This window comes from Turicibacter bilis, assembly GCF_024499055.1.
Lineage (GTDB): Bacteria > Bacillota_I > Bacilli_A > MOL361 > Turicibacteraceae > Turicibacter > Turicibacter bilis.
This window is the reverse complement of sequence record NZ_CP071249.1, coordinates 727,989-745,602: the sequence shown is the minus strand read 5'-3', so window position 1 is coordinate 745,602 and position 17,614 is coordinate 727,989. Positions and strand designations below refer to the sequence as shown.

19 protein-coding genes are annotated in these 17,614 nt (G+C 35.1%); all 19 read left to right on the top strand.

All coding sequences use genetic code 11. The annotated features are described in order from the left end of the window. Positions 1 to 178: 178 nt before the first annotated feature. The 19 genes from trmFO to rseP all read left to right on the top strand — a co-directional run bounded on the left by trmFO (position 179) and on the right by rseP (position 17,529). Positions 179 to 1,477 carry an FADH(2)-oxidizing methylenetetrahydrofolate--tRNA-(uracil(54)-C(5))-methyltransferase TrmFO gene (gene trmFO / locus J0J69_RS03475; protein ID WP_055241468.1) on the top strand — a complete coding sequence of 433 codons (1,299 nt, stop codon included), beginning with the start codon at positions 179 to 181 and terminating at the stop codon, positions 1,475 to 1,477. A 167-nt stretch (positions 1,478 to 1,644) separates the two neighbouring features. Beyond that, positions 1,645 to 2,553 carry a tyrosine recombinase XerC gene (xerC, locus tag J0J69_RS03470; protein ID WP_055274944.1) on the top strand — a complete coding sequence of 303 codons (909 nt, stop codon included), beginning with the start codon at positions 1,645 to 1,647 and terminating at the stop codon, positions 2,551 to 2,553. Between the two features lie 94 nt (positions 2,554 to 2,647). Next, complete coding sequence (locus J0J69_RS03465) at positions 2,648 to 3,097, top strand: NfeD family protein (protein WP_055274946.1); 450 nt, start codon at positions 2,648 to 2,650, stop codon at positions 3,095 to 3,097. Between the two features lie 14 nt (positions 3,098 to 3,111). Beyond that, on the top strand, positions 3,112 to 4,041 hold the full coding sequence (locus J0J69_RS03460) for an SPFH domain-containing protein (protein WP_055241462.1): 930 nt from the start codon (positions 3,112 to 3,114) through the stop codon (positions 4,039 to 4,041). Positions 4,042 to 4,499: 458 nt separating this feature from the next. After that, positions 4,500 to 6,584 (top strand): class 1b ribonucleoside-diphosphate reductase subunit alpha, encoded by a 2,085-nt coding sequence (nrdE, locus tag J0J69_RS03455; RefSeq protein WP_055241461.1) that lies wholly within the window; start codon positions 4,500 to 4,502, stop codon positions 6,582 to 6,584. 17 nt (positions 6,585 to 6,601) lie between these two features. After that, positions 6,602 to 7,567, top strand: coding sequence for a class 1b ribonucleoside-diphosphate reductase subunit beta (gene nrdF / locus J0J69_RS03450; protein ID WP_055241459.1), 966 nt, complete (start codon positions 6,602 to 6,604; stop codon positions 7,565 to 7,567). A gap of 283 nt (positions 7,568 to 7,850) precedes the next feature. Further along, positions 7,851 to 8,246, top strand: a complete 396-nt coding sequence (locus J0J69_RS03445; RefSeq protein WP_212725856.1) for a hypothetical protein — start codon at positions 7,851 to 7,853, stop codon at positions 8,244 to 8,246. Between the two features lie 233 nt (positions 8,247 to 8,479). Further along, the gene (gene rpsB, locus J0J69_RS03440) at positions 8,480 to 9,220 is read left to right on the top strand and encodes a 30S ribosomal protein S2 (protein ID WP_055241456.1); all 741 of its coding nucleotides are present in this window, start codon (positions 8,480 to 8,482) and stop codon (positions 9,218 to 9,220) included. A 276-nt stretch (positions 9,221 to 9,496) separates the two neighbouring features. Then, a complete protein-coding gene (gene tsf / locus J0J69_RS03435) occupies positions 9,497 to 10,369 on the top strand; it encodes a translation elongation factor Ts (protein WP_055304348.1) in 873 nt (290 codons plus the stop codon). A 76-nt stretch (positions 10,370 to 10,445) separates the two neighbouring features. Further along, positions 10,446 to 11,162 (top strand): UMP kinase, encoded by a 717-nt coding sequence (gene pyrH, locus J0J69_RS03430; protein WP_212725857.1) that lies wholly within the window; start codon positions 10,446 to 10,448, stop codon positions 11,160 to 11,162. Between the two features lie 2 nt (positions 11,163 to 11,164). Then, on the top strand, positions 11,165 to 11,722 hold the full coding sequence (frr, locus tag J0J69_RS03425; RefSeq protein WP_055241450.1) for a ribosome recycling factor: 558 nt from the start codon (positions 11,165 to 11,167) through the stop codon (positions 11,720 to 11,722). A 118-nt stretch (positions 11,723 to 11,840) separates the two neighbouring features. Further along, entirely contained in the window at positions 11,841 to 12,302 is a 462-nt protein-coding gene (locus tag J0J69_RS03420; RefSeq protein ID WP_144436935.1) for a metal-dependent transcriptional regulator, read from the top strand. A gap of 84 nt (positions 12,303 to 12,386) precedes the next feature. Beyond that, on the top strand, positions 12,387 to 12,845 hold the full coding sequence (locus J0J69_RS03415; RefSeq protein ID WP_055274953.1) for a GNAT family N-acetyltransferase: 459 nt from the start codon (positions 12,387 to 12,389) through the stop codon (positions 12,843 to 12,845). 94 nt (positions 12,846 to 12,939) lie between these two features. After that, complete coding sequence (locus J0J69_RS03410) at positions 12,940 to 13,116, top strand: hypothetical protein (RefSeq protein WP_172676247.1); 177 nt, start codon at positions 12,940 to 12,942, stop codon at positions 13,114 to 13,116. Positions 13,117 to 13,139: 23 nt separating this feature from the next. Then, positions 13,140 to 13,292: a hypothetical protein gene (locus J0J69_RS03405; RefSeq protein WP_156343877.1), complete on the top strand. Its 153-nt coding sequence runs from the start codon at positions 13,140 to 13,142 to the stop codon at positions 13,290 to 13,292. A 218-nt stretch (positions 13,293 to 13,510) separates the two neighbouring features. Then, positions 13,511 to 14,275: an undecaprenyl pyrophosphate synthase gene (gene uppS, locus J0J69_RS03400; protein ID WP_212725858.1), complete on the top strand. Its 765-nt coding sequence runs from the start codon at positions 13,511 to 13,513 to the stop codon at positions 14,273 to 14,275. 15 nt (positions 14,276 to 14,290) lie between these two features. Next, a complete protein-coding gene (locus J0J69_RS03395) occupies positions 14,291 to 15,103 on the top strand; it encodes a phosphatidate cytidylyltransferase (RefSeq protein ID WP_212725859.1) in 813 nt (270 codons plus the stop codon). Next, positions 15,104 to 16,261 carry a 1-deoxy-D-xylulose-5-phosphate reductoisomerase gene (gene dxr, locus J0J69_RS03390; RefSeq protein WP_212725860.1) on the top strand — a complete coding sequence of 386 codons (1,158 nt, stop codon included), beginning with the start codon at positions 15,104 to 15,106 and terminating at the stop codon, positions 16,259 to 16,261. It begins immediately after the preceding gene. Between the two features lie 14 nt (positions 16,262 to 16,275). Next, on the top strand, positions 16,276 to 17,529 hold the full coding sequence (rseP, locus tag J0J69_RS03385; protein WP_212725861.1) for an RIP metalloprotease RseP: 1,254 nt from the start codon (positions 16,276 to 16,278) through the stop codon (positions 17,527 to 17,529). The last annotated feature ends 85 nt before the right edge of the window (positions 17,530 to 17,614 follow it).

Genomic DNA, 17,614 nt, shown 5'->3' with positions numbered 1-17,614 from the left:
AGATTGGCTTAAGCAGATGAAGAAAAGTTCAAGGAATTCTCCCGCTTCATCGCCTTGATTTGAGATTTGTCGTATTAGCGCCGGGCTTATTGCAAAATGTATTAGCAGAATCCGTAATTTATGATATAATTCTCATTTGTAACCATGTGTTAATTCGCAACTTAGGAGGCAAGTTAAAATGAAATTTGTAAATGTTATTGGAGCAGGTTTAGCTGGTTCGGAAGCCGCTTATCAATTAGCTAAACGTGGAATTCAAGTTAAGTTATATGAAATGCGCCCAGTGAAAAATACACCTGCGCATCACACACAAAACTTCGCAGAGTTAGTTTGTTCAAATTCACTTCGTGCAGATGGGTTAGCAAACGCTGTTGGAGTATTAAAAGAAGAGATGCGTATTTTAGATTCATTAATCATGAAGGCAGCCGATGCGAATGCGGTTCCTGCAGGTGGAGCATTAGCAGTTGACCGTGAAGGATTTTCAGGACAAATTACAGAATTCTTAAGTAATCATCCAAATATTGAAGTCATTCGTGAAGAGTTAACTGAAATTCCTGAGGGACCAACGATTGTTGCAACAGGACCATTAACGAGTGATGCTTTAAGTGCATATATTCGTGAAATGACAGGACATAACTCATTCTACTTCTATGATGCAGCAGCTCCAATTATTGAAAAAGATTCAATTAATTTTGATAAAGTTTATTTAAAATCTCGTTATGACAAAGGAGAAGCCGCTTATTTAAACTGTCCAATGTCAGAAGAAGAGTTTAATGCTTGGCATGAAGCTTTAATCAATGCAGAAGTCGTTCCAGTTAAAGAATTTGAAAAAGAAGTCTTCTTTGAAGGATGTATGCCAATCGAAGTAATGGCGAAACGTGGTCGCCAAACGGTTTTATTTGGACCAATGAAACCGGTAGGGCTTGAAGATCCAAAAACAGGAGAGACACCTTATGCTGTTGTTCAGTTACGTCAAGATAATGCAGCGGGAACTTTATACAACTTAGTAGGATTCCAAACGCATTTAAAATGGGGAGAACAAAAACGTATTGTTCAAATGATTCCGGGATTAGAAAATGCTGAAATCGTACGCTATGGAGTTATGCATCGTAATTCATTCATTAACTCACCAGTATTACTTCGCCCAACATACCAATTTAAAACACGTGAAGATTTATTCTTTGCGGGGCAATTAACAGGGGTTGAAGGATACGTTGAATCGGCAGCATCAGGAATGGTAGCTGGAATTAACATGGCGAAATACATGTTAGGTGAAGAATTAATTGAATTCCCACGTGAAACAGCTATGGGATCAATGGCTTACTATATTACTCATACGTCTCAAGATGGTTTCCAACCAATGAATGCGAACTTCGGATTATTCTTAGACTTACCAGGACGTGTTAAGAAAAAAGAGAAAAAAGCTCTTTATGCTGCACGCGCCATTGAAAAAATCAATGAATGTAAAGAATTAATCTAATCATTGATCAGTGTGAGGGAGAATTTGTTCTTTGGTGAATCTGAAGACTTTCAGCCTCTTTATCTGCTAAATGAAGAAGAAAAATAGCTTCAGGCAATTAAATAAACGATGAAGGAAAACAGTACAATAAGTACTGTTTTCTTTATACGTAGAGGGAGTGAGGAATAATGAGAGAACTGGTTAATCGTTATCTAGAGTATTTAACGTACGAGAAGCGTTATTCAACTCATACGATTTTAAATTACAAAAAAGACTTAGAGGAATGGCAATCTTTTTGTAAGCAGGAGCTGATTGAGCCGTTAGATGTGGAGTATAGCGAAGTCCGTGCGTATTTAAATTATTGCTACACGCATCAATTGAATCGAAGTACAGTGAGTCGTAAACTTTCATCTTTACGTTCGTATTATCAGTTCTTATTAAAGGAGGGTGTCATTTCTCATAATCCTTTTTCGATGATTAAGGCACCTAAAGGAGGACAAGTTTTACCAAAGTTTTTATATGAGGAAGAAATGGTTGCCTTATTTGAAAGTATTGATCAATCAACGGTACTAGGATGTCGAAATTATGCATTATTGGAAATCCTATATGCCACAGGTATCCGTGTTTCAGAGTGCTGTGGCTTAACCTTAAAACAATTAGATTTTGAAACAGGGATGATGTTAGTACACGGTAAGGGTGGGAAAGATCGATATATTCCATTAGGGGAATTTGCAGTGGAATCAATCCAAGCATATTTACAACAGAGTCGACCTAGGTTACTAAAAAAATCAAAGATTGAAACCGATTATTTATTTTTGAATCATTATGGACTGCCATTAACAGAACGAGGGGTAAGAGATATTTTAAATCGATTAACGAAACAAACGGCAAATCATATTAAGTTGGCTCCACATATGATTCGCCATACGTTTGCGACACATTTATTAAATCATGGAGCAGATTTGCGGGCTGTGCAAGAACTGTTAGGTCATGAGCATTTATCGAGCACTCAAATTTATACGCATGTTTCGAAAGAACATTTAAAGCAAGCCTATGCGTTAGCACACCCGCGCGCTAAAAAGATGGAAAATAAATGAAAACAAATTTGCTAGATGTATCAAATGAGGAATAAATTTGCTATAATGTAAAAGTAACAGTGTAAGAGTAACAATTAGAATGGAGTGAGAGAAGATGGTCAGTTTAACGAGTTTGGTTTTGGGGATTCCTTTCACATGGCTATGGTTTTGGATTGCTATTGCCTTTGCTGTTATTGAAGCATTGACTTTAGGGATTGTTTCAATTTGGTTTGCAATCGGAGCTTTAGTTGCCATGTTATTTGCCTTTGTTATTGATTCATTTATAGTTCAACTCCTTATCTTTTTGGGAGTCTCATTAGTCTTAGTGGCGACCACTCGAAAAGTAGCTGTTGAAAAGTTAAAAATCGGTCAAGTCAAAACAAATGTTGATGAGTTGATTGGAAAAGAAGCTGTGGTAGTAAAAGAGATTAGGCCTTATACGACCGGTGAAGTAAAGCTTGATGGTAAAGTATGGCGTGCGATGTCAGAAAGTAAACAAGTATATAAAGTAGATGAAATTGTGACTGTGTTACGTATTGAAGGAGTCACAATTATCATTAAATAAAGGGAGATGGAAAAATGGCTTATTTTATCATTGCTATTGTGGTTGTTATTATTATTTTAGTAGCAGCTAACATTAAAGTGGTACCTCAGGCAAATGCCTATGTTATTGAGCGCTTCGGTGCTTATGCTGCAACTTGGACCGTTGGGCTTCATGTTAAAATTCCAATTATGGATCGCGTTGCAAATAAAGTGTTATTAAAAGAACAAGTTATTGATTTTAGACCACAACCCGTTATTACAAAAGATAACGTGACAATGCAAATCGATACAGTTGTCTTCTTCCAAATTACAGATCCTAAATTATTTACGTATGGGGTAAGTAATCCATTTGCTGCTATTGAGAATTTAACAGCAACAACATTACGTAATATCATCGGGGAATTAGAGTTAGATGAAACGTTAACTTCACGTGATATTATTAACTCTCGTATGCGTTCAGTGTTAGATGAAGCCACTGATCCATGGGGAATTAAAATTAACCGTGTAGAAGTTAAAAATATTATTCCGCCACAAGATATTCAAGCGGCCATGGAAAAACAAATGCGTGCAGAACGTGAACGTCGTGAAAAAATCTTACAAGCAGAAGGAGAAAAAACATCTGCAATTTTAAAAGCGGAAGGATTAAAAGAATCACAAATTCTTGAGGCAGAAGCTCGTAAACAAGCCATGATTTTATCGGCAGAAGCAGATAAAGAAGCTGCGATTCGCCGTGCAGAAGGGGAAGCAGAAGCCATTTTAAAAGTTCAAGAAGCAACAGCTGAAGGGCTTCGTATGCTAAATGAATCTCACCCAACAACAGAAGTTTTAACACTTAAATCATTTGAAGCTTTAGCACAAGTAGCAGATGGAAAAGCAACAAAATTAATTATCCCATCTGAAATTCAAAATGTTAGTGGGTTAATTGCTTCACTTGCTGAAACGTCACAAGTGGTTAAAGAAGACTAATTGATACAGAAAAAGACCTTTTAATAAGGTCTTTTTTTTAGTATAACAGGAAACTTCCTACTATCACTTATTAATAATAGATGTCTTTAATAGACAGGGTCTAAAGATAAGCAGGAAGACTAGAGGGGACTTGGGAAGTGATAAGAGGTAAAGATCTGTAGTAAGAATTTAAACTTTTATTTGTATCATTCATGGTAAAGCTGATAATTTAAGTATGTATCATTGGAGCTAAAGTAACCTAACCATATGGGTTACTTCTTTTTGTTTGGTGAGGTATGAGGGTGTTTTTAATGTGAATAATACAAAGGTCGGCACTCCATGAAAAAAGAATAAAAATAAAGGGTATTTTTTGCATTTTTATATACAAAAAAAACAGTTCGTTTTAGTAGAAAAAGTCGAAAAAAATATGTTATTATAAATTACCGTATTGAAAGAGAGTCTCTAAAAGGAGTGAGCATATGGAACAGAAATATATTCAGTTAAATAATGAATTAATGCAAAAGAAAGATGGATTTTATCAGTTACAAAAAGATCGTGAAGCAGTTCAAGCCTTTTTAGAAGAAGTAGAATCGAAAATGAAGCGATTTGAGACAGAAGCGGCACGTTTACGCTGGCTAATTGATGAGAATTATTATGAAGATTTCTTTAGATTATATGAATTAGACGATATTTTAAGTATTCGTGAGACTGTCTTTTCTTATGAGTTTAAATTTCAATCGTTCATGGCGGTTTCAAAGTTTTATAAAGATTATGCTTTAAAAACAAATGATCATCAGCAATATTTAGAGTATTATGAAGATCGAATTGTAGCCGTTGCATTATACTTAGCGCAAGGGGATGCAAAGAAAGCAATGGATTATGCCGTTGCAATGATTGAGCAGCGCTATCAACCAGCAACACCTACATTTTTAAATGCGGGAAAGGCTCGCCGTGGTGAAATGGTGTCGTGCTTCTTACTAGAGATGGATGATTCACTCAATTCAATTACATATAATATTAATACGTCGATGCAACTATCAAAAATTGGTGGTGGAGTGGCATTGAATTTATCAAAACTTCGTGCGCGTAATGAGTCGATTAAAGGAATTGAGAATGCAGCGAGCGGTGTGTTACCGGTTATGAAATTGTTAGAAGACTCATTCAGCTATGTCAATCAACTTGGTCAACGTCCAGGAGCAGGAGCAGCTTATTTAAATATTTTTCACTGGGATATTGAAGAGTTTTTAGATACAAAGAAGATTAATGCAGATGAGAAAAGTCGAATTCAGACCTTATCGATTGGAGTAGTAGTCCCAAGTAAATTCTTTGAATTGGCCAAAAAGAATGAACCGATGTATGTCTTTGCTCCACATACTGTTTATCAAGCGCTTGGAAAACATTTAGATGATTTAGATTTAGATGTGATGTATGAAGAACTTGTACAAAATGAATCAATTAAAAAACGAGCGTTAGATGCAAGACGTCTATTAACACATATTGCAAAGATGCAATTTGAATCGGGCTATCCGTATATGGTTTTTAAATCAAATTCAAATGATGCTCACGCACTGAAAGAGATTGGGCAAATTAAAATGTCTAATCTTTGTACAGAAATCTTCCAATTACAAGAAACTTCAACGATTAATGATTATGGACAAGAGGATATCATTCGCCGAGACATTAGTTGTAATTTAGGATCATTAAATATTGTCAATGTGATGGAGAAGCAATCGATTCGAGAAAGTGTCTATAGTGGAATGGACGCTTTAACGAGTGTTAGTGAGCTTTCAGCTATTTCCAATGCACCAGGCATTAATAAAGCGAATCATGAATTACATGCTGTTGGATTAGGGTGTATGAATTTACATGGCTTTTTCGCCAAAAATAAAATTGCTTATGAAAGTGATCTTGCGAAAGAATTTGCACGAACATTCTTTATGATGGTGAATTATTATTCAATTGAGCGTAGTATGCAAATCGCGATTGAAAAAGGCCAAAGTTTTACCGGCTTTGAGCAATCTGAATATGCGAATGGTAACTATTTCAAGAATTATCAAGAAATAGATTATACGCCAACTACTGATCGTATTAAAGCATTGTTTGGAGATATGATGATTCCTACAACAGAAGATTGGGCTAAACTTGCGACGGCTGTAAAAGAAAGTGGAATGTATCATGCCTATCGCTTAGCGATTGCTCCAACACAAAGTATTGGTTATGTCCAAAATGCAACGGCAAGTATTTTACCGATCGTTGATTTAGTGGAGCGCCGTACATACGGTAATGCAACGACTTACTATCCAATGCCGTATTTAGGAGAAGATAATATTTTCTTTTATAAATCAGCGTACCATATGAATATGATGAAGGTATTAGAGTTAGTGGCTGAAATTCAACCTCATATTGATCAAGGAATTAGTACGACACTTTATGTCGATAGTAATACGAGTACACGTGAGTTAGTTCGTTACTATTTATATGCCCATCATTTAGGATTAAAAAGTTTATATTATACGCGTACAAAAAATCTAGCATTTGAAGAATGTACAACATGTTCAGTTTAAGGGGAAGGGTGAGAAAGGTGAAACAACGATATCAAGCAGTGAATTGGAACGCACCAGATCATCAATTTTATGATGATTTATATTTAAAGCAAACCGAACAGTTTTGGCTACCTGAGGAAATCCCAGTCTCAGAAGATAAATCAACATGGGAAACATTAGCTCCTGAAGTTAAAGTTACGTATGAGCGAATCCTTGCAGGATTAACGTTATTAGATACAGAACAATCGACAGGAATTCAAAAAATTGCTGAAAAATCACCAAGTCTTTTTGTGAAAAGTATTTTAGCGTTATTTGCAGGATTTGAGAGTATTCATGCGAGGTCGTATTCAACTATTTTTCAAACCTTGTGTACGACAGAACGAATTGACGAATTATTTGACTGGATCGAAGAAACAAAATCCCTTCAACAAAAGGTTGATCGGATTATGAAGACTTATTACAGCATTGAAAATGAAGAGTCTCTTTTTATGTCGATGGTAGGTTGTTTATGTTTAGAAGGAGTTTGCTTTTATAGTGGATTCTTTTTACCGTTATGGTTAGCGGGACAAGGGAAAATGGTGAATAGTGGAGAAATTATTAATCTAATTTTACGTGATGAAAAACTTCATACCGTTGGTGTTGGCTTTTTTGCGCAGGAATTATTTGCAACATTTGATGCCGATAAGCAGCAAGAACTTAAAGCAAAAACTTATTCAATGATTCAGGATATTTATGAAATTGAGTGTGATTACTCAAAATTGTTATATAAAGAAATTGGAATGCTAGATGATGTGCAGACGTACATTCAGTATAATGTGAACTATGCATTACAATGCCTGAACTTTGATCCGCTATTTGAAACAACTGAACAAGATATTAATCCAATCGTAATGAATGGAGTTTCAGTTGAAACAAAGAATCATGATTTCTTCTCAACAAAAGGGAATGGTTATATTAAAACGACGAAGGTAGAACCATTACAAGATTCAGATTTTGAGTTTTAATGTGAAGCACGCGTAATAATGATTACAACATAAAACCTGTTTTTTCTACAAAATAAGCTATTTTATAAAAAAGTAGCTTATTTTCTTTGTATAACCAGTCGATTTCGACGTGAAAGCGCGTCATTTACCAGAAGAATTTTGTCGAATTTTGAGGGATTCGAAAAAACATTACGAATGGCGTCAAAATCATGGAAAAAAATACATAATACTGTTGATTTTGACTGTTACATTGGATAAAATTTGTTTATAGTCATAGGGAGAAAACAGGTAACGAGGTGATATTGTGCAAACAATTTTGTTGGTTAGTGTCATCATAATCATATTATTAATTGGATTAGGAATGTTAATCTATTTCTTGATTCCAAAACAAGGTGAACAACAGCAAGTTAAGGATGAAATTGAGGAACACTTCGTAACTGATGAGCAGTATTCAAATGAGCGAGTGACTGTTGTCGATGTGCAATTTAAAGGATATAATGGAAAATTTACATATGCAGTGATGCAACAAGAAATTAGAAAGGGACAATATGTATTAGTTTTAACACAGGATGGAATTCGTTGTGCAAAAGTAATTACGGATCCAAAAAGTATTGAGACTAATCAACTTTCATTTCCACCATTTTTATTACAAACCATTATTTGTGTAGCAGATGAGGCAGACTTAGAATACTATAATTAGGTAAATAGAAGATGATAACCTCACTAAAACTTTCTCGTTGAGAAAGTTTTTTTTATATAAAGCTAAAAAAATTGAAGATTCGATTGAAAAAAAAGGCGAAGTATGATACATTTATTCATGGCATAAAAATACACACACATATGGAGCGAATTGTCGAGTGCTATGAATTATAGTGGCAATTAGTGATGAAGTATGTGGCGGCCGAACAAATTTAAATTTAGGAGGAACTTACAATGGCTATTATCTCAATGAAGCAATTGTTAGAAGCAGGGGTACACTTCGGACACCAAACTCGTCGTTGGAACCCAAAAATGAAAAAATACATCTACACAGATCGTAACGGAATCTACATCATCGACTTACAAAAAACAGCTAAGAAATTAGATGAAGCATACTACGCTTTACAAGAAGTTGCTAAAGATGGTGGACGTGTTTTATTCGTAGGAACTAAAAAACAAGCTCAAGAAGCTGTTAAAGAAGAAGCTATCCGTGGTGGACAATTCTGGGTTAACCAACGTTGGTTAGGTGGAACTTTAACTAACTTCAAAACTATCCAAGCTCGTATCGCTCGTTTAGAAGAGTTAGAAACTATGGAGCAAGATGGTACTTTCGAAGTATTACCTAAAAAAGAAGTTATCACATTACGTAAAGAAATGGATCGTTTAAATAAATTCTTAGGCGGAATCCGCGATATGAAAGAATTACCAAGCGCAATCTTCGTAATCGATCCTCGTAAAGAGCGTATTGCAATCGCTGAAGCTCGTAAATTAAACATCCCAGTATTCGGTATCGTAGATACTAACTGTGATCCTGAAGATGTTGATTACGTAATCCCAGCTAACGATGACGCTATCCGTGCGGTACGTTTAATCGTTGGTAAAATGGTTGATGCAATCATCGAAGTTAACCAAGGTTCTGCTGAAGAAGTAGCTACTGAAGAAGTAGTTGCTGAAGAAGTAGTAGCAGCTGAGTAATTTGATAATGAATACCTTTTTCTCAATATGAGTTAAAGGTATTTTTTTTGAAAACTACTTAATCATTAATAACGTTCAGAATGATAATTTAAAATTAAGTGAATAAAGCTTTTAGAAACCTGTTACAATAGATAGGGAGTATTTAAGACTGAATTCGTTTAAATAAGTGATTGAGGTATTCAATGACTTGCAATATTTGTGTTTTTTTGTTATTATCAAGAAGATGCAACTATAAGCAAACTCTAAATTTTTATAAAAACATTAGGAGGAATCATAATGGCAATTACAGCGGCTATGGTTAAAGAATTACGTGAAAAAACTAGTGCAGGTATGATGGACTGTAAAAAAGCATTAGTAGAAACAAATGGAGATATGTCTGCTGCAATCGATTGGTTACGTGAGCGTGGAATCGCTAAAGCGGCTAAAAAATCTGATCGTGTAGCAGCTGAAGGATTATGTTCAGTAGCAATCGAAGGAAACACTGCAGTTATCTTCGAATTAAACTCAGAAACTGATTTCGTTGCTAAAAACGAACAATTCTTAACTTTATTAGATAAATTAGGAAAAATCTTAGTAGCTAACAAACCTGCAACAGTAGAAGAAGCTTTAGCAATCGAAGTTGAAGGAACTACTGTAGATGGAATGTTAATCGAAGCAACTTCAACAATCGGAGAAAAAATTACTTTACGTCGTTTAACTGTTGTTGAGAAAGCTGACAACGAATTCTTCGGATCTTACTTACACATGGGTGGACGTATTGCTGCGTTAACTGTTGTTGAAGGTAAAGAAGAAGTAGCTAAAGATGCTGCAATGCACGCTGCTGCAATCAACCCTCAATACTTAACTGTAGAACAAGTTCCTGCAGAAGTTGTAGCTAAAGAACGTGAAATCTTAACTCAAGAAGCATTAAACGAAGGAAAACCAGCTAACATCGTTGAAAAAATGGTTGAAGGACGTATCCGCAAATTCTTAGCAGATGTATGTATGTTAGAACAACCATTCGTTAAAGATGGTGATGTAACAGTTGCTAAATTTGCTGCAAACAACGGATCAACTATCAAATCATTCATCCGCTTAGAAGTTGGAGAAGGAATTGAGAAAGTTGTTGCAAACTTCGCTGAAGAAGTAATGAGCCAAGTTCGCGCATAATTACGATTCATATTTAAGGGACACAGCACTGTGTCCCTTGCTTTGGATATAAAAGGATGAGAAAGTGGGTGCCGTAATGTCTGCATATAAACGTGTTGTTTTAAAGCTTAGTGGTGAAGCTTTAGCTGGAGGAAAAGGGTTTGGTATCGATGCCGAAACTGTACAACGAATTGCTTTACAAATTAAAAGTGCTTACGAAACTGGTGTAGAAATTGCCATTATTGTAGGTGGAGGAAATATCTGGCGTGGTAAAACGGCTAGTGAAATGGGGATGGAACGCTCAAGTGCTGACTATATGGGGATGTTAGCGACAGTTATGAATGCCTTAGCTTTACAAAATGCTTTAGAAGCTTGTGGAATTCAAACGCGTACACAAACATCAATTCATATGAATCAAATTGCTGAGCCATATATCCGACGTCGTGCTATTCGCCATTTAGAAAAGGGACGTATCGTGATTTTTGGTGGAGGAACAGGGAACCCTTATTTCTCAACAGATACAACGGCTGCTCTTCGTGCGGCTGAAATTAATGCCGATGCTATTTTAATGGCTAAAAACGGTGTTGATGGAGTTTATAACGATGATCCTCGTTATAATCCAAAAGCAACTAAATACGATGAATTAACGTATTTAGAAGTATTAAATCAAGGATTACAAGTTATGGATTCAACAGCGGCTTCTTTATGTATGGATAATGATATTGAATTATTAGTGTTTAATATGAATGAATCTGGGAATATTAAGAAAGCCGTTGCTGGTGAACAAATTGGAACAATTGTAAAGGGGAGATAATCATGCCTAAAAATGTATTAACAAATGCTGAAACTCGTATGAGCAAAGCAATCGACTCATTAAAACGTGAATTCGCAGTTTTACGTACAGGTCGTGCTAGCGCTGCTTTATTAGAAAACATCCAAGTGGATTACTACGGAATGCCAACTCCAATTAATCAAATGGCACAAGTGACAGTTCCTGAAGCTCGTCAATTAGTGATTAAGCCATATGATAAATCAACATTATCTTCTATCGAACGTGCCATCAACGAGGCTAACATCGGATTAACTCCAAACAACGATGGAGAAGTTATTCGTTTAAACGTACCTGCTTTAACAGAAGAGCGTCGTCGTGAATTAGCTAAAAAAGTTAAAGGATTTGCTGAAGATGCAAAAGTAGCAATCCGTAACGTACGTCGTGATGCAAACGATGATCTTAAAAAATTACAAAAAAATGGTGAGATCACAGAAGATGCATTAAAAGGTTACACAGAAGATGTACAAAAATTAACTGACAAGAAAATCAAAGAAGTAGACGCTGCAGCGGACGAAAAAGAAAAAGATATCATGTCAATCTAGTTTTAGAAGACTACCTATTTGGTAGTCTTTTTTATTTTTAAAAAGTTAAATTAGGTATAGATGGTTAAAAACTAGAATAAATTGAATTGTAATTAAAGCGGGATAGGGAGGAATTGAGGTGGGAATTCAAGAGTATCATACCTTTTATGATTACATGAAACAGGCTAACTTAACTGCCAGCGAAGAGGATTATATTGAAATGATTTATCGATTAGCACAGCCTAATAAAATAGAAATCAGAGTAAATGAATTAGCAACTTCATTAAATATAAAATCATCTTCTGTGACCAAGATGATAAAAAAATTGAATGAAAAGAATTTAATTATATATGAACGTTATGGGAAAATTCGTTTAACAAATGAGGGATGGAAAGTCGCTCAGTATTTATATCAACGGCATCATCTAATCTATCAATTTTTACAAGAGATTGGTGTTCAACAAGATTTATTAGATGAGACAGAAAAAATGGAACATACAGTGGGGCAAGAAACCCTTCAGTGTTTGAATAAATTAATAGATTTCTTTATTCGTTTTCCTCAGATTCGAGAACAGTTTCATCAGTTTAAAAAAAGACAATGAATATTGTCTTTTTTTTCATTTTTTTAGAATTGTCACGTATGATGATAAGGAATAATGTAAAGGACACGAAGGAGTGTTAATATCATGTTTAGATTTAAAGATGTGGGTTATTTAACAGATGGAGAAATTGATTTAATCATTGAAAAAAAAGTTCCAGCTCATCTTGAAAAATTCGCCGCACCATCCTACCATTTTCAAATTAAACAGCATTTAATGCCTTATGAGATTGGAAAAATTGATATTCGAGTTGGATATAATGAAAATACATTTTATGGAGGAAATATAGGGTATGAAATATATCCCCCTTATCGTGGTCATCATTATGCAGCTAAAGCTTGTCAAATTATTAAACGAGTGGCCCAATTACATGGGATGAATTATCTGTATATTAGCTGTCTTCCAGATAATCTTCCATCAAATAAGACGTGTCAACGTTTAGGAGCTCGATGGTTAGGGAACTACGTCGTTCCTTTTCATCTTGAAATGTATATGATGGGCGTTCGAGAGATTAATGTTTATGAATGGAATCTCACTTTAGATTAAATAATTATTAGACTTAATGAGGATTCATGCATATATTTCGACAAAAAATGCAAAATAAAAATGTCATCGTTTTACATCATAAGGAGGCAGTTACATGGCAACAAAACAAACAAAACGATTAGCTCGTAACGCATTAATTCCAGATGCATCGAAAATGGAAACGGAGTTTGGTACGGAATTTGTTGGTGATGCCAAACGTGTGACGCATAAAGTAGAAACGCGCGTCAAAACGAATGCACAGCGCTACGGATATTTTAAACGAGAAGATTAATTTAATCTGGCAGGTAAAATGTGATGAGTGAGAAAGATGATAAGTTTGTAAAATTATCTTTTCATAAACACATGAAGAAACAAGAAGTCGAGTTGAGTCGCGAGATTCCTCCATTAACAAAAGAAGAGGTTCATCGAATTAAGATAAAAGCTCAAAAAAGATTAAATAGACACTAACCTGTATTTAGTATGAATGAATGTCATGATTTTATACGATGTAAAACGATGACTTGATATAGATAAAGCTACTAGGAAATTTTCTTAGTAGCTTTTTTCTATTGTAGAGGAGAGGAAGTATATTTTATTTGTATAAATCTTGAATGTCAGTGGAAAAAAGATGTTAAGTGTATTAAAATATACAAGATAGGTTAAATTTATGAAAGGCGGTTTCTTGAATGTTCTTTAGAAAGAGGAGAAAGATACAGGTAAATAAAGAGCAAGTTTTAAACGCTCCATTGCCTCAACATATTGCGATTATTTTAGATGGAAATGGAAGATGGGCTAAAAAACGTGGGCTTCCAAGAACAGCTGGACATCAAGAAGGAGCAATGAATGTTCGAGAAATAACAAAGCTATGTGCGAATATTGGAATTAAAGCTTTAACGGTGTATGCTTTTTCAACAGAAAACTGGAAACGCCCAGATGAAGAAGTGAAGTTTTTAATGAAGTTACCGATTAAATTTTTTAATGAATTTGCTCCAGAGTTAGTTGAAAATAATATTAGGTTAAAAGTAATTGGAAATGTAGAAGAATTACCAATAGACTTGCAACAAAAAGTATTAGAAATTAGTGAATTAACCAAGAATAATACGAAGATGACGTTAACGATTGCATTAAATTACGGTTCACAAGATGAAATTAAACAAGCGGTCCAAGCCATTGCAACAGAGGTTAAAAATGGTCAGTTAAATGTGGAAGACATTAATGAAGACGTGATTAATCAACACTTAATGACTTCAGATTTACCCCCACTTGATTTAATGATTCGAACAAGTGGAGAATTGCGTATCAGTAACTATTTATTATGGCAATTAGCTTATGCAGAGTTGTACTTTACTTCGATTGCTTGGCCAGACTTTAAAGAAGAGCAGTTATATGAAGCATTATTAGATTATCAAAAGCGTAATCGACGATTTGGTGCTTTAAATGAAGCAAACTAAAGGAGTGTTTAAATCATGAAGCAGCGTGTTATCACAGCTATTATTATGATTGTGGTAGGGTTACCGATTTTAATTTATGGAAAGTTACCGTTTATCATTTTAGGCGTGTTATTAGCCCTTGTAGCCACACAGGAAATGATTGATATGAAAGAGACAGTTGCTAAAACACCAATTGAAGTGAAGCTATTTACAATGTTAGCTACTTTGATGATTATGTTTAGTTCGTTTAACTTTAAAACTTTATCATTTACTGGGACGTTAACCTTTGGGTTAGGTACAATGGCATTATTTTTATTTATTTTATTATTAGCGGTTGTGGTTCGTAAGGACTTTTCAATTAAGGATGCGGGTTACTATCTACTAACCATTTTTTATGTCGGATCAACCTTTCACTCAATGATATTTATTCGATTTTTAGGGTTAAAATTATTCTTATTTATGATTATTGTCGTAGCAGTGACAGATTCCGGTGCTTATTTTGTTGGACGTAAGTTAGGGAAACGTAAATTAGCTCCACGTATTAGTCCAAATAAGACGGTAGAAGGATCAATCGGTGGAACATTATTAGGAATTATTATTGGAACTGTTTTCGGCGTGTTCACGGGATTATCAACTCAGATTTTAATGCTGATTATCATGAGTTTAGTCGTAGCAGCTGTAGCACAATTTGGTGATTTAGTGGCTTCTTCAATGAAGCGAGAATATGGAATTAAAGATTTTGGAAAGTTATTCCCAGGTCACGGTGGCGTTCTCGATCGTTTTGACAGTCACTTATATGCTTCATTGGCACTTTATATTTTAATTAATGTATTGAATGTGGTGATTTAGATGAAAAATATTTATTTATTAGGGGCAACAGGTTCAATCGGAACGCAAACACTAGATGTGATTCGACAGCATCCAGATAAGTTTCGATTAGTCGCTTTTTCAGCGGGACGTAATATCCAACTAACACAAGTAATTATTGAAGAGTTTCAGCCGTCATATGTATCAGTTATCAGTGAAGAAGATGCGAAAAAGTTATCTCACTTATATCCAGCCATTCATTTTGGATTTGGAAGTGAAGGATTAATCACGGTTGCAACTTATGACGAAGTACCAGGAGATGAACACTTTGTATTATCAGCGGTGATGGGATCAGTTGGATTATTACCAACACTAAAGGCGATTGAAATGCGTCGTACCATTGGAATTGCAAATAAGGAAACACTCGTGACAGCTGGACATTTAGTCATGGAAAAAGCAAAGCAATATGGGGTTAAGTTATTACCTGTTGATAGTGAGCATTCGGCAATTTATCAATGCTTACAAGGTGAAGATTCAAAAGCGGTAAAGAAATTGATTATCACAGCAAGTGGTGGATCATTCCGTGATTATACACGAGAGATGCTACAAAATGTTACACGTGAGCAAGCGTTAAATCACCCCAATTGGTCGATGGGGGCTAAGATTACTATTGACTCAGCTTCAATGATGAATAAAGGACTAGAAGTCATTGAAGCACATTGGTTATTTGATATGCCCTACGATCGTATTGAAACGATTTTACATCGCCAAAGTATTATTCATTCGATGGTTGAGTTTGAAGATACGAGTATTATTGCTCATTTAGGAACACCGGATATGCGTATTCCGATTCAATTTGCAATGAGTTATCCAGAGCGTATTGATTTAAAGCAGGCGAAATCATTGAATTTAGCTGAAGTAGGAACATTAGAATTTAAACCAATGGATTTTGAGCGCTTCCCATGTTTAAAGATGGCTTATGATGCGGGACGTATGGGCGGAAGTTGCCCGACAGTATTAAATGCAGCTAATGAAGCAGCGGTAGATTTGTTTTTACGAAATAAGATCAGTTTCCTAGGAATCGAAGAGGTTGTTTATGAAGCATTATCGGCCCATCAAACGATTACTAACCCAACCTTAGATGAAATTTTAGAAATTGATTGTGACGTTCGAAAAAATATCATGACAAAGTATGAATAATGGAGGAAGGACAGATGATAGGAATTATAAGTTTTATTTTAGCACTAGGTATCATTATCTTAGTTCATGAATTAGGGCATTTTCTTGTAGCAAAACATTATGGAATTTTATGTCATGAGTTTTCAATTGGAATGGGGCCAACGGTCTGGAGTAAAAAGAAGGGGGAAACAACTTACTCTATTCGTGCTATTCCATTCGGTGGATTTGTTGCGATGGCAGGCGAAGAAGCTGAAAAAGAAATGGTTAAGGTTGATCAAGTAGTCGGTGTCAGTTTTTCACGACAAGGACTTGTTGATCGAATTTACTTAAAGCCAGAAGATCAAAAGCCAGAAGTCATTGGAACGATTAAATCGGTTGACTTATATAAACAATTAACGATATCCCTTGAAACAGAAGATGGAATACTTCGTGAGTTTAATGTTGAACATGAGGCGTATTATATCCTTGAAAAAGGAACTCAACAAATTGCTCCTTATGATCGTTGTTTAGAATCAAAATCAAAATGGGCACGTTTTGCGACTATGGTAGCTGGAGCAACGATGAACTTTGTTTTAGCCCTTGTCTTATTCTTTATTGTGGGTTTATCAGTAGGTATGCCAACCTATTCGAATACGCTTGGTCAAATTATTCAAGATTCTCCAGCTCAAGTTGCTGGATTAGAAGAAGGGGATACGATTGTTTCTTATAATAATCAAGTGGTGAGTAATTGGGAAGACTTAACAGCGGCTATTCAAAGTACGACAGAACCGACGACACTAACTTATATTCGTAATGGCCAAACAAACACGGTAGAAATTGCACCACAAGTCAATGATCGTGAGGGAACGTTAGTTTCTTCAATAGGTGTGGGTCCTGAATATGAAAAATCATTATTAACTGGTTTCAAGTACTCCATTTTTAAAACAAAAGAAGCTTTTGTTTCAATTTTTGAGACCTTTAGAATGTTATTTGTGACAAAAGAGGCGGGAATTAATGATTTATCAGGACCAGTTGGCATTTATAAAATGACGTCAACAATTGCGACTTATGGATTAACATCATTACTAATCTGGGTTGGGTTCTTAAGTGTGAATATTGGAATTATGAATTTACTTCCATTCCCAGCTTTAGATGGCGGACGTATTTTATTCGTATTAATTGAAGCGATTATTGGACGTCCAGTTGATCGTCGAATTGAAGGTTATATTCATATGACGGGATTACTTTTATTCTTTGGATTATTTATTTATGTCACATTTAACGATATCATTCGTTTAATTAGTGCATAAAAAGATTGAAAAGGGATTAAAAAGATGCGATAATGAACAATTAGAGACGGTAAAATGTCGAGACTAATTGAATAATAGTCGTAGT

Excerpts from the sequence above, each read along its gene's own strand:
- rseP (WP_212725861.1), top strand. The coding sequence starts at position 16,276 with ATGATAGGAATTATAAGTTTTATTTTAGCACTAGGTATCATTATCTTA.
- nrdE (WP_055241461.1), top strand. The coding sequence starts at position 4,500 with ATGGAACAGAAATATATTCAGTTAAATAATGAATTAATGCAAAAGAAA.
- rpsB (WP_055241456.1), top strand. The coding sequence starts at position 8,480 with ATGGCTATTATCTCAATGAAGCAATTGTTAGAAGCAGGGGTACACTTC.
- trmFO (WP_055241468.1), top strand. The coding sequence starts at position 179 with ATGAAATTTGTAAATGTTATTGGAGCAGGTTTAGCTGGTTCGGAAGCC.
- J0J69_RS03415 (WP_055274953.1), top strand. The coding sequence starts at position 12,387 with ATGTTTAGATTTAAAGATGTGGGTTATTTAACAGATGGAGAAATTGAT.
- dxr (WP_212725860.1), top strand. The coding sequence starts at position 15,104 with ATGAAAAATATTTATTTATTAGGGGCAACAGGTTCAATCGGAACGCAA.
- J0J69_RS03460 (WP_055241462.1), top strand. The coding sequence starts at position 3,112 with ATGGCTTATTTTATCATTGCTATTGTGGTTGTTATTATTATTTTAGTA.
- tsf (WP_055304348.1), top strand. The coding sequence starts at position 9,497 with ATGGCAATTACAGCGGCTATGGTTAAAGAATTACGTGAAAAAACTAGT.
- frr (WP_055241450.1), top strand. The coding sequence starts at position 11,165 with ATGCCTAAAAATGTATTAACAAATGCTGAAACTCGTATGAGCAAAGCA.
- J0J69_RS03395 (WP_212725859.1), top strand. The coding sequence starts at position 14,291 with ATGAAGCAGCGTGTTATCACAGCTATTATTATGATTGTGGTAGGGTTA.
- J0J69_RS03410 (WP_172676247.1), top strand. The coding sequence starts at position 12,940 with ATGGCAACAAAACAAACAAAACGATTAGCTCGTAACGCATTAATTCCA.
- uppS (WP_212725858.1), top strand. The coding sequence starts at position 13,511 with ATGTTCTTTAGAAAGAGGAGAAAGATACAGGTAAATAAAGAGCAAGTT.
- pyrH (WP_212725857.1), top strand. The coding sequence starts at position 10,446 with ATGTCTGCATATAAACGTGTTGTTTTAAAGCTTAGTGGTGAAGCTTTA.
- xerC (WP_055274944.1), top strand. The coding sequence starts at position 1,645 with ATGAGAGAACTGGTTAATCGTTATCTAGAGTATTTAACGTACGAGAAG.
- J0J69_RS03405 (WP_156343877.1), top strand. The coding sequence starts at position 13,140 with ATGAGTGAGAAAGATGATAAGTTTGTAAAATTATCTTTTCATAAACAC.
- J0J69_RS03465 (WP_055274946.1), top strand. The coding sequence starts at position 2,648 with ATGGTCAGTTTAACGAGTTTGGTTTTGGGGATTCCTTTCACATGGCTA.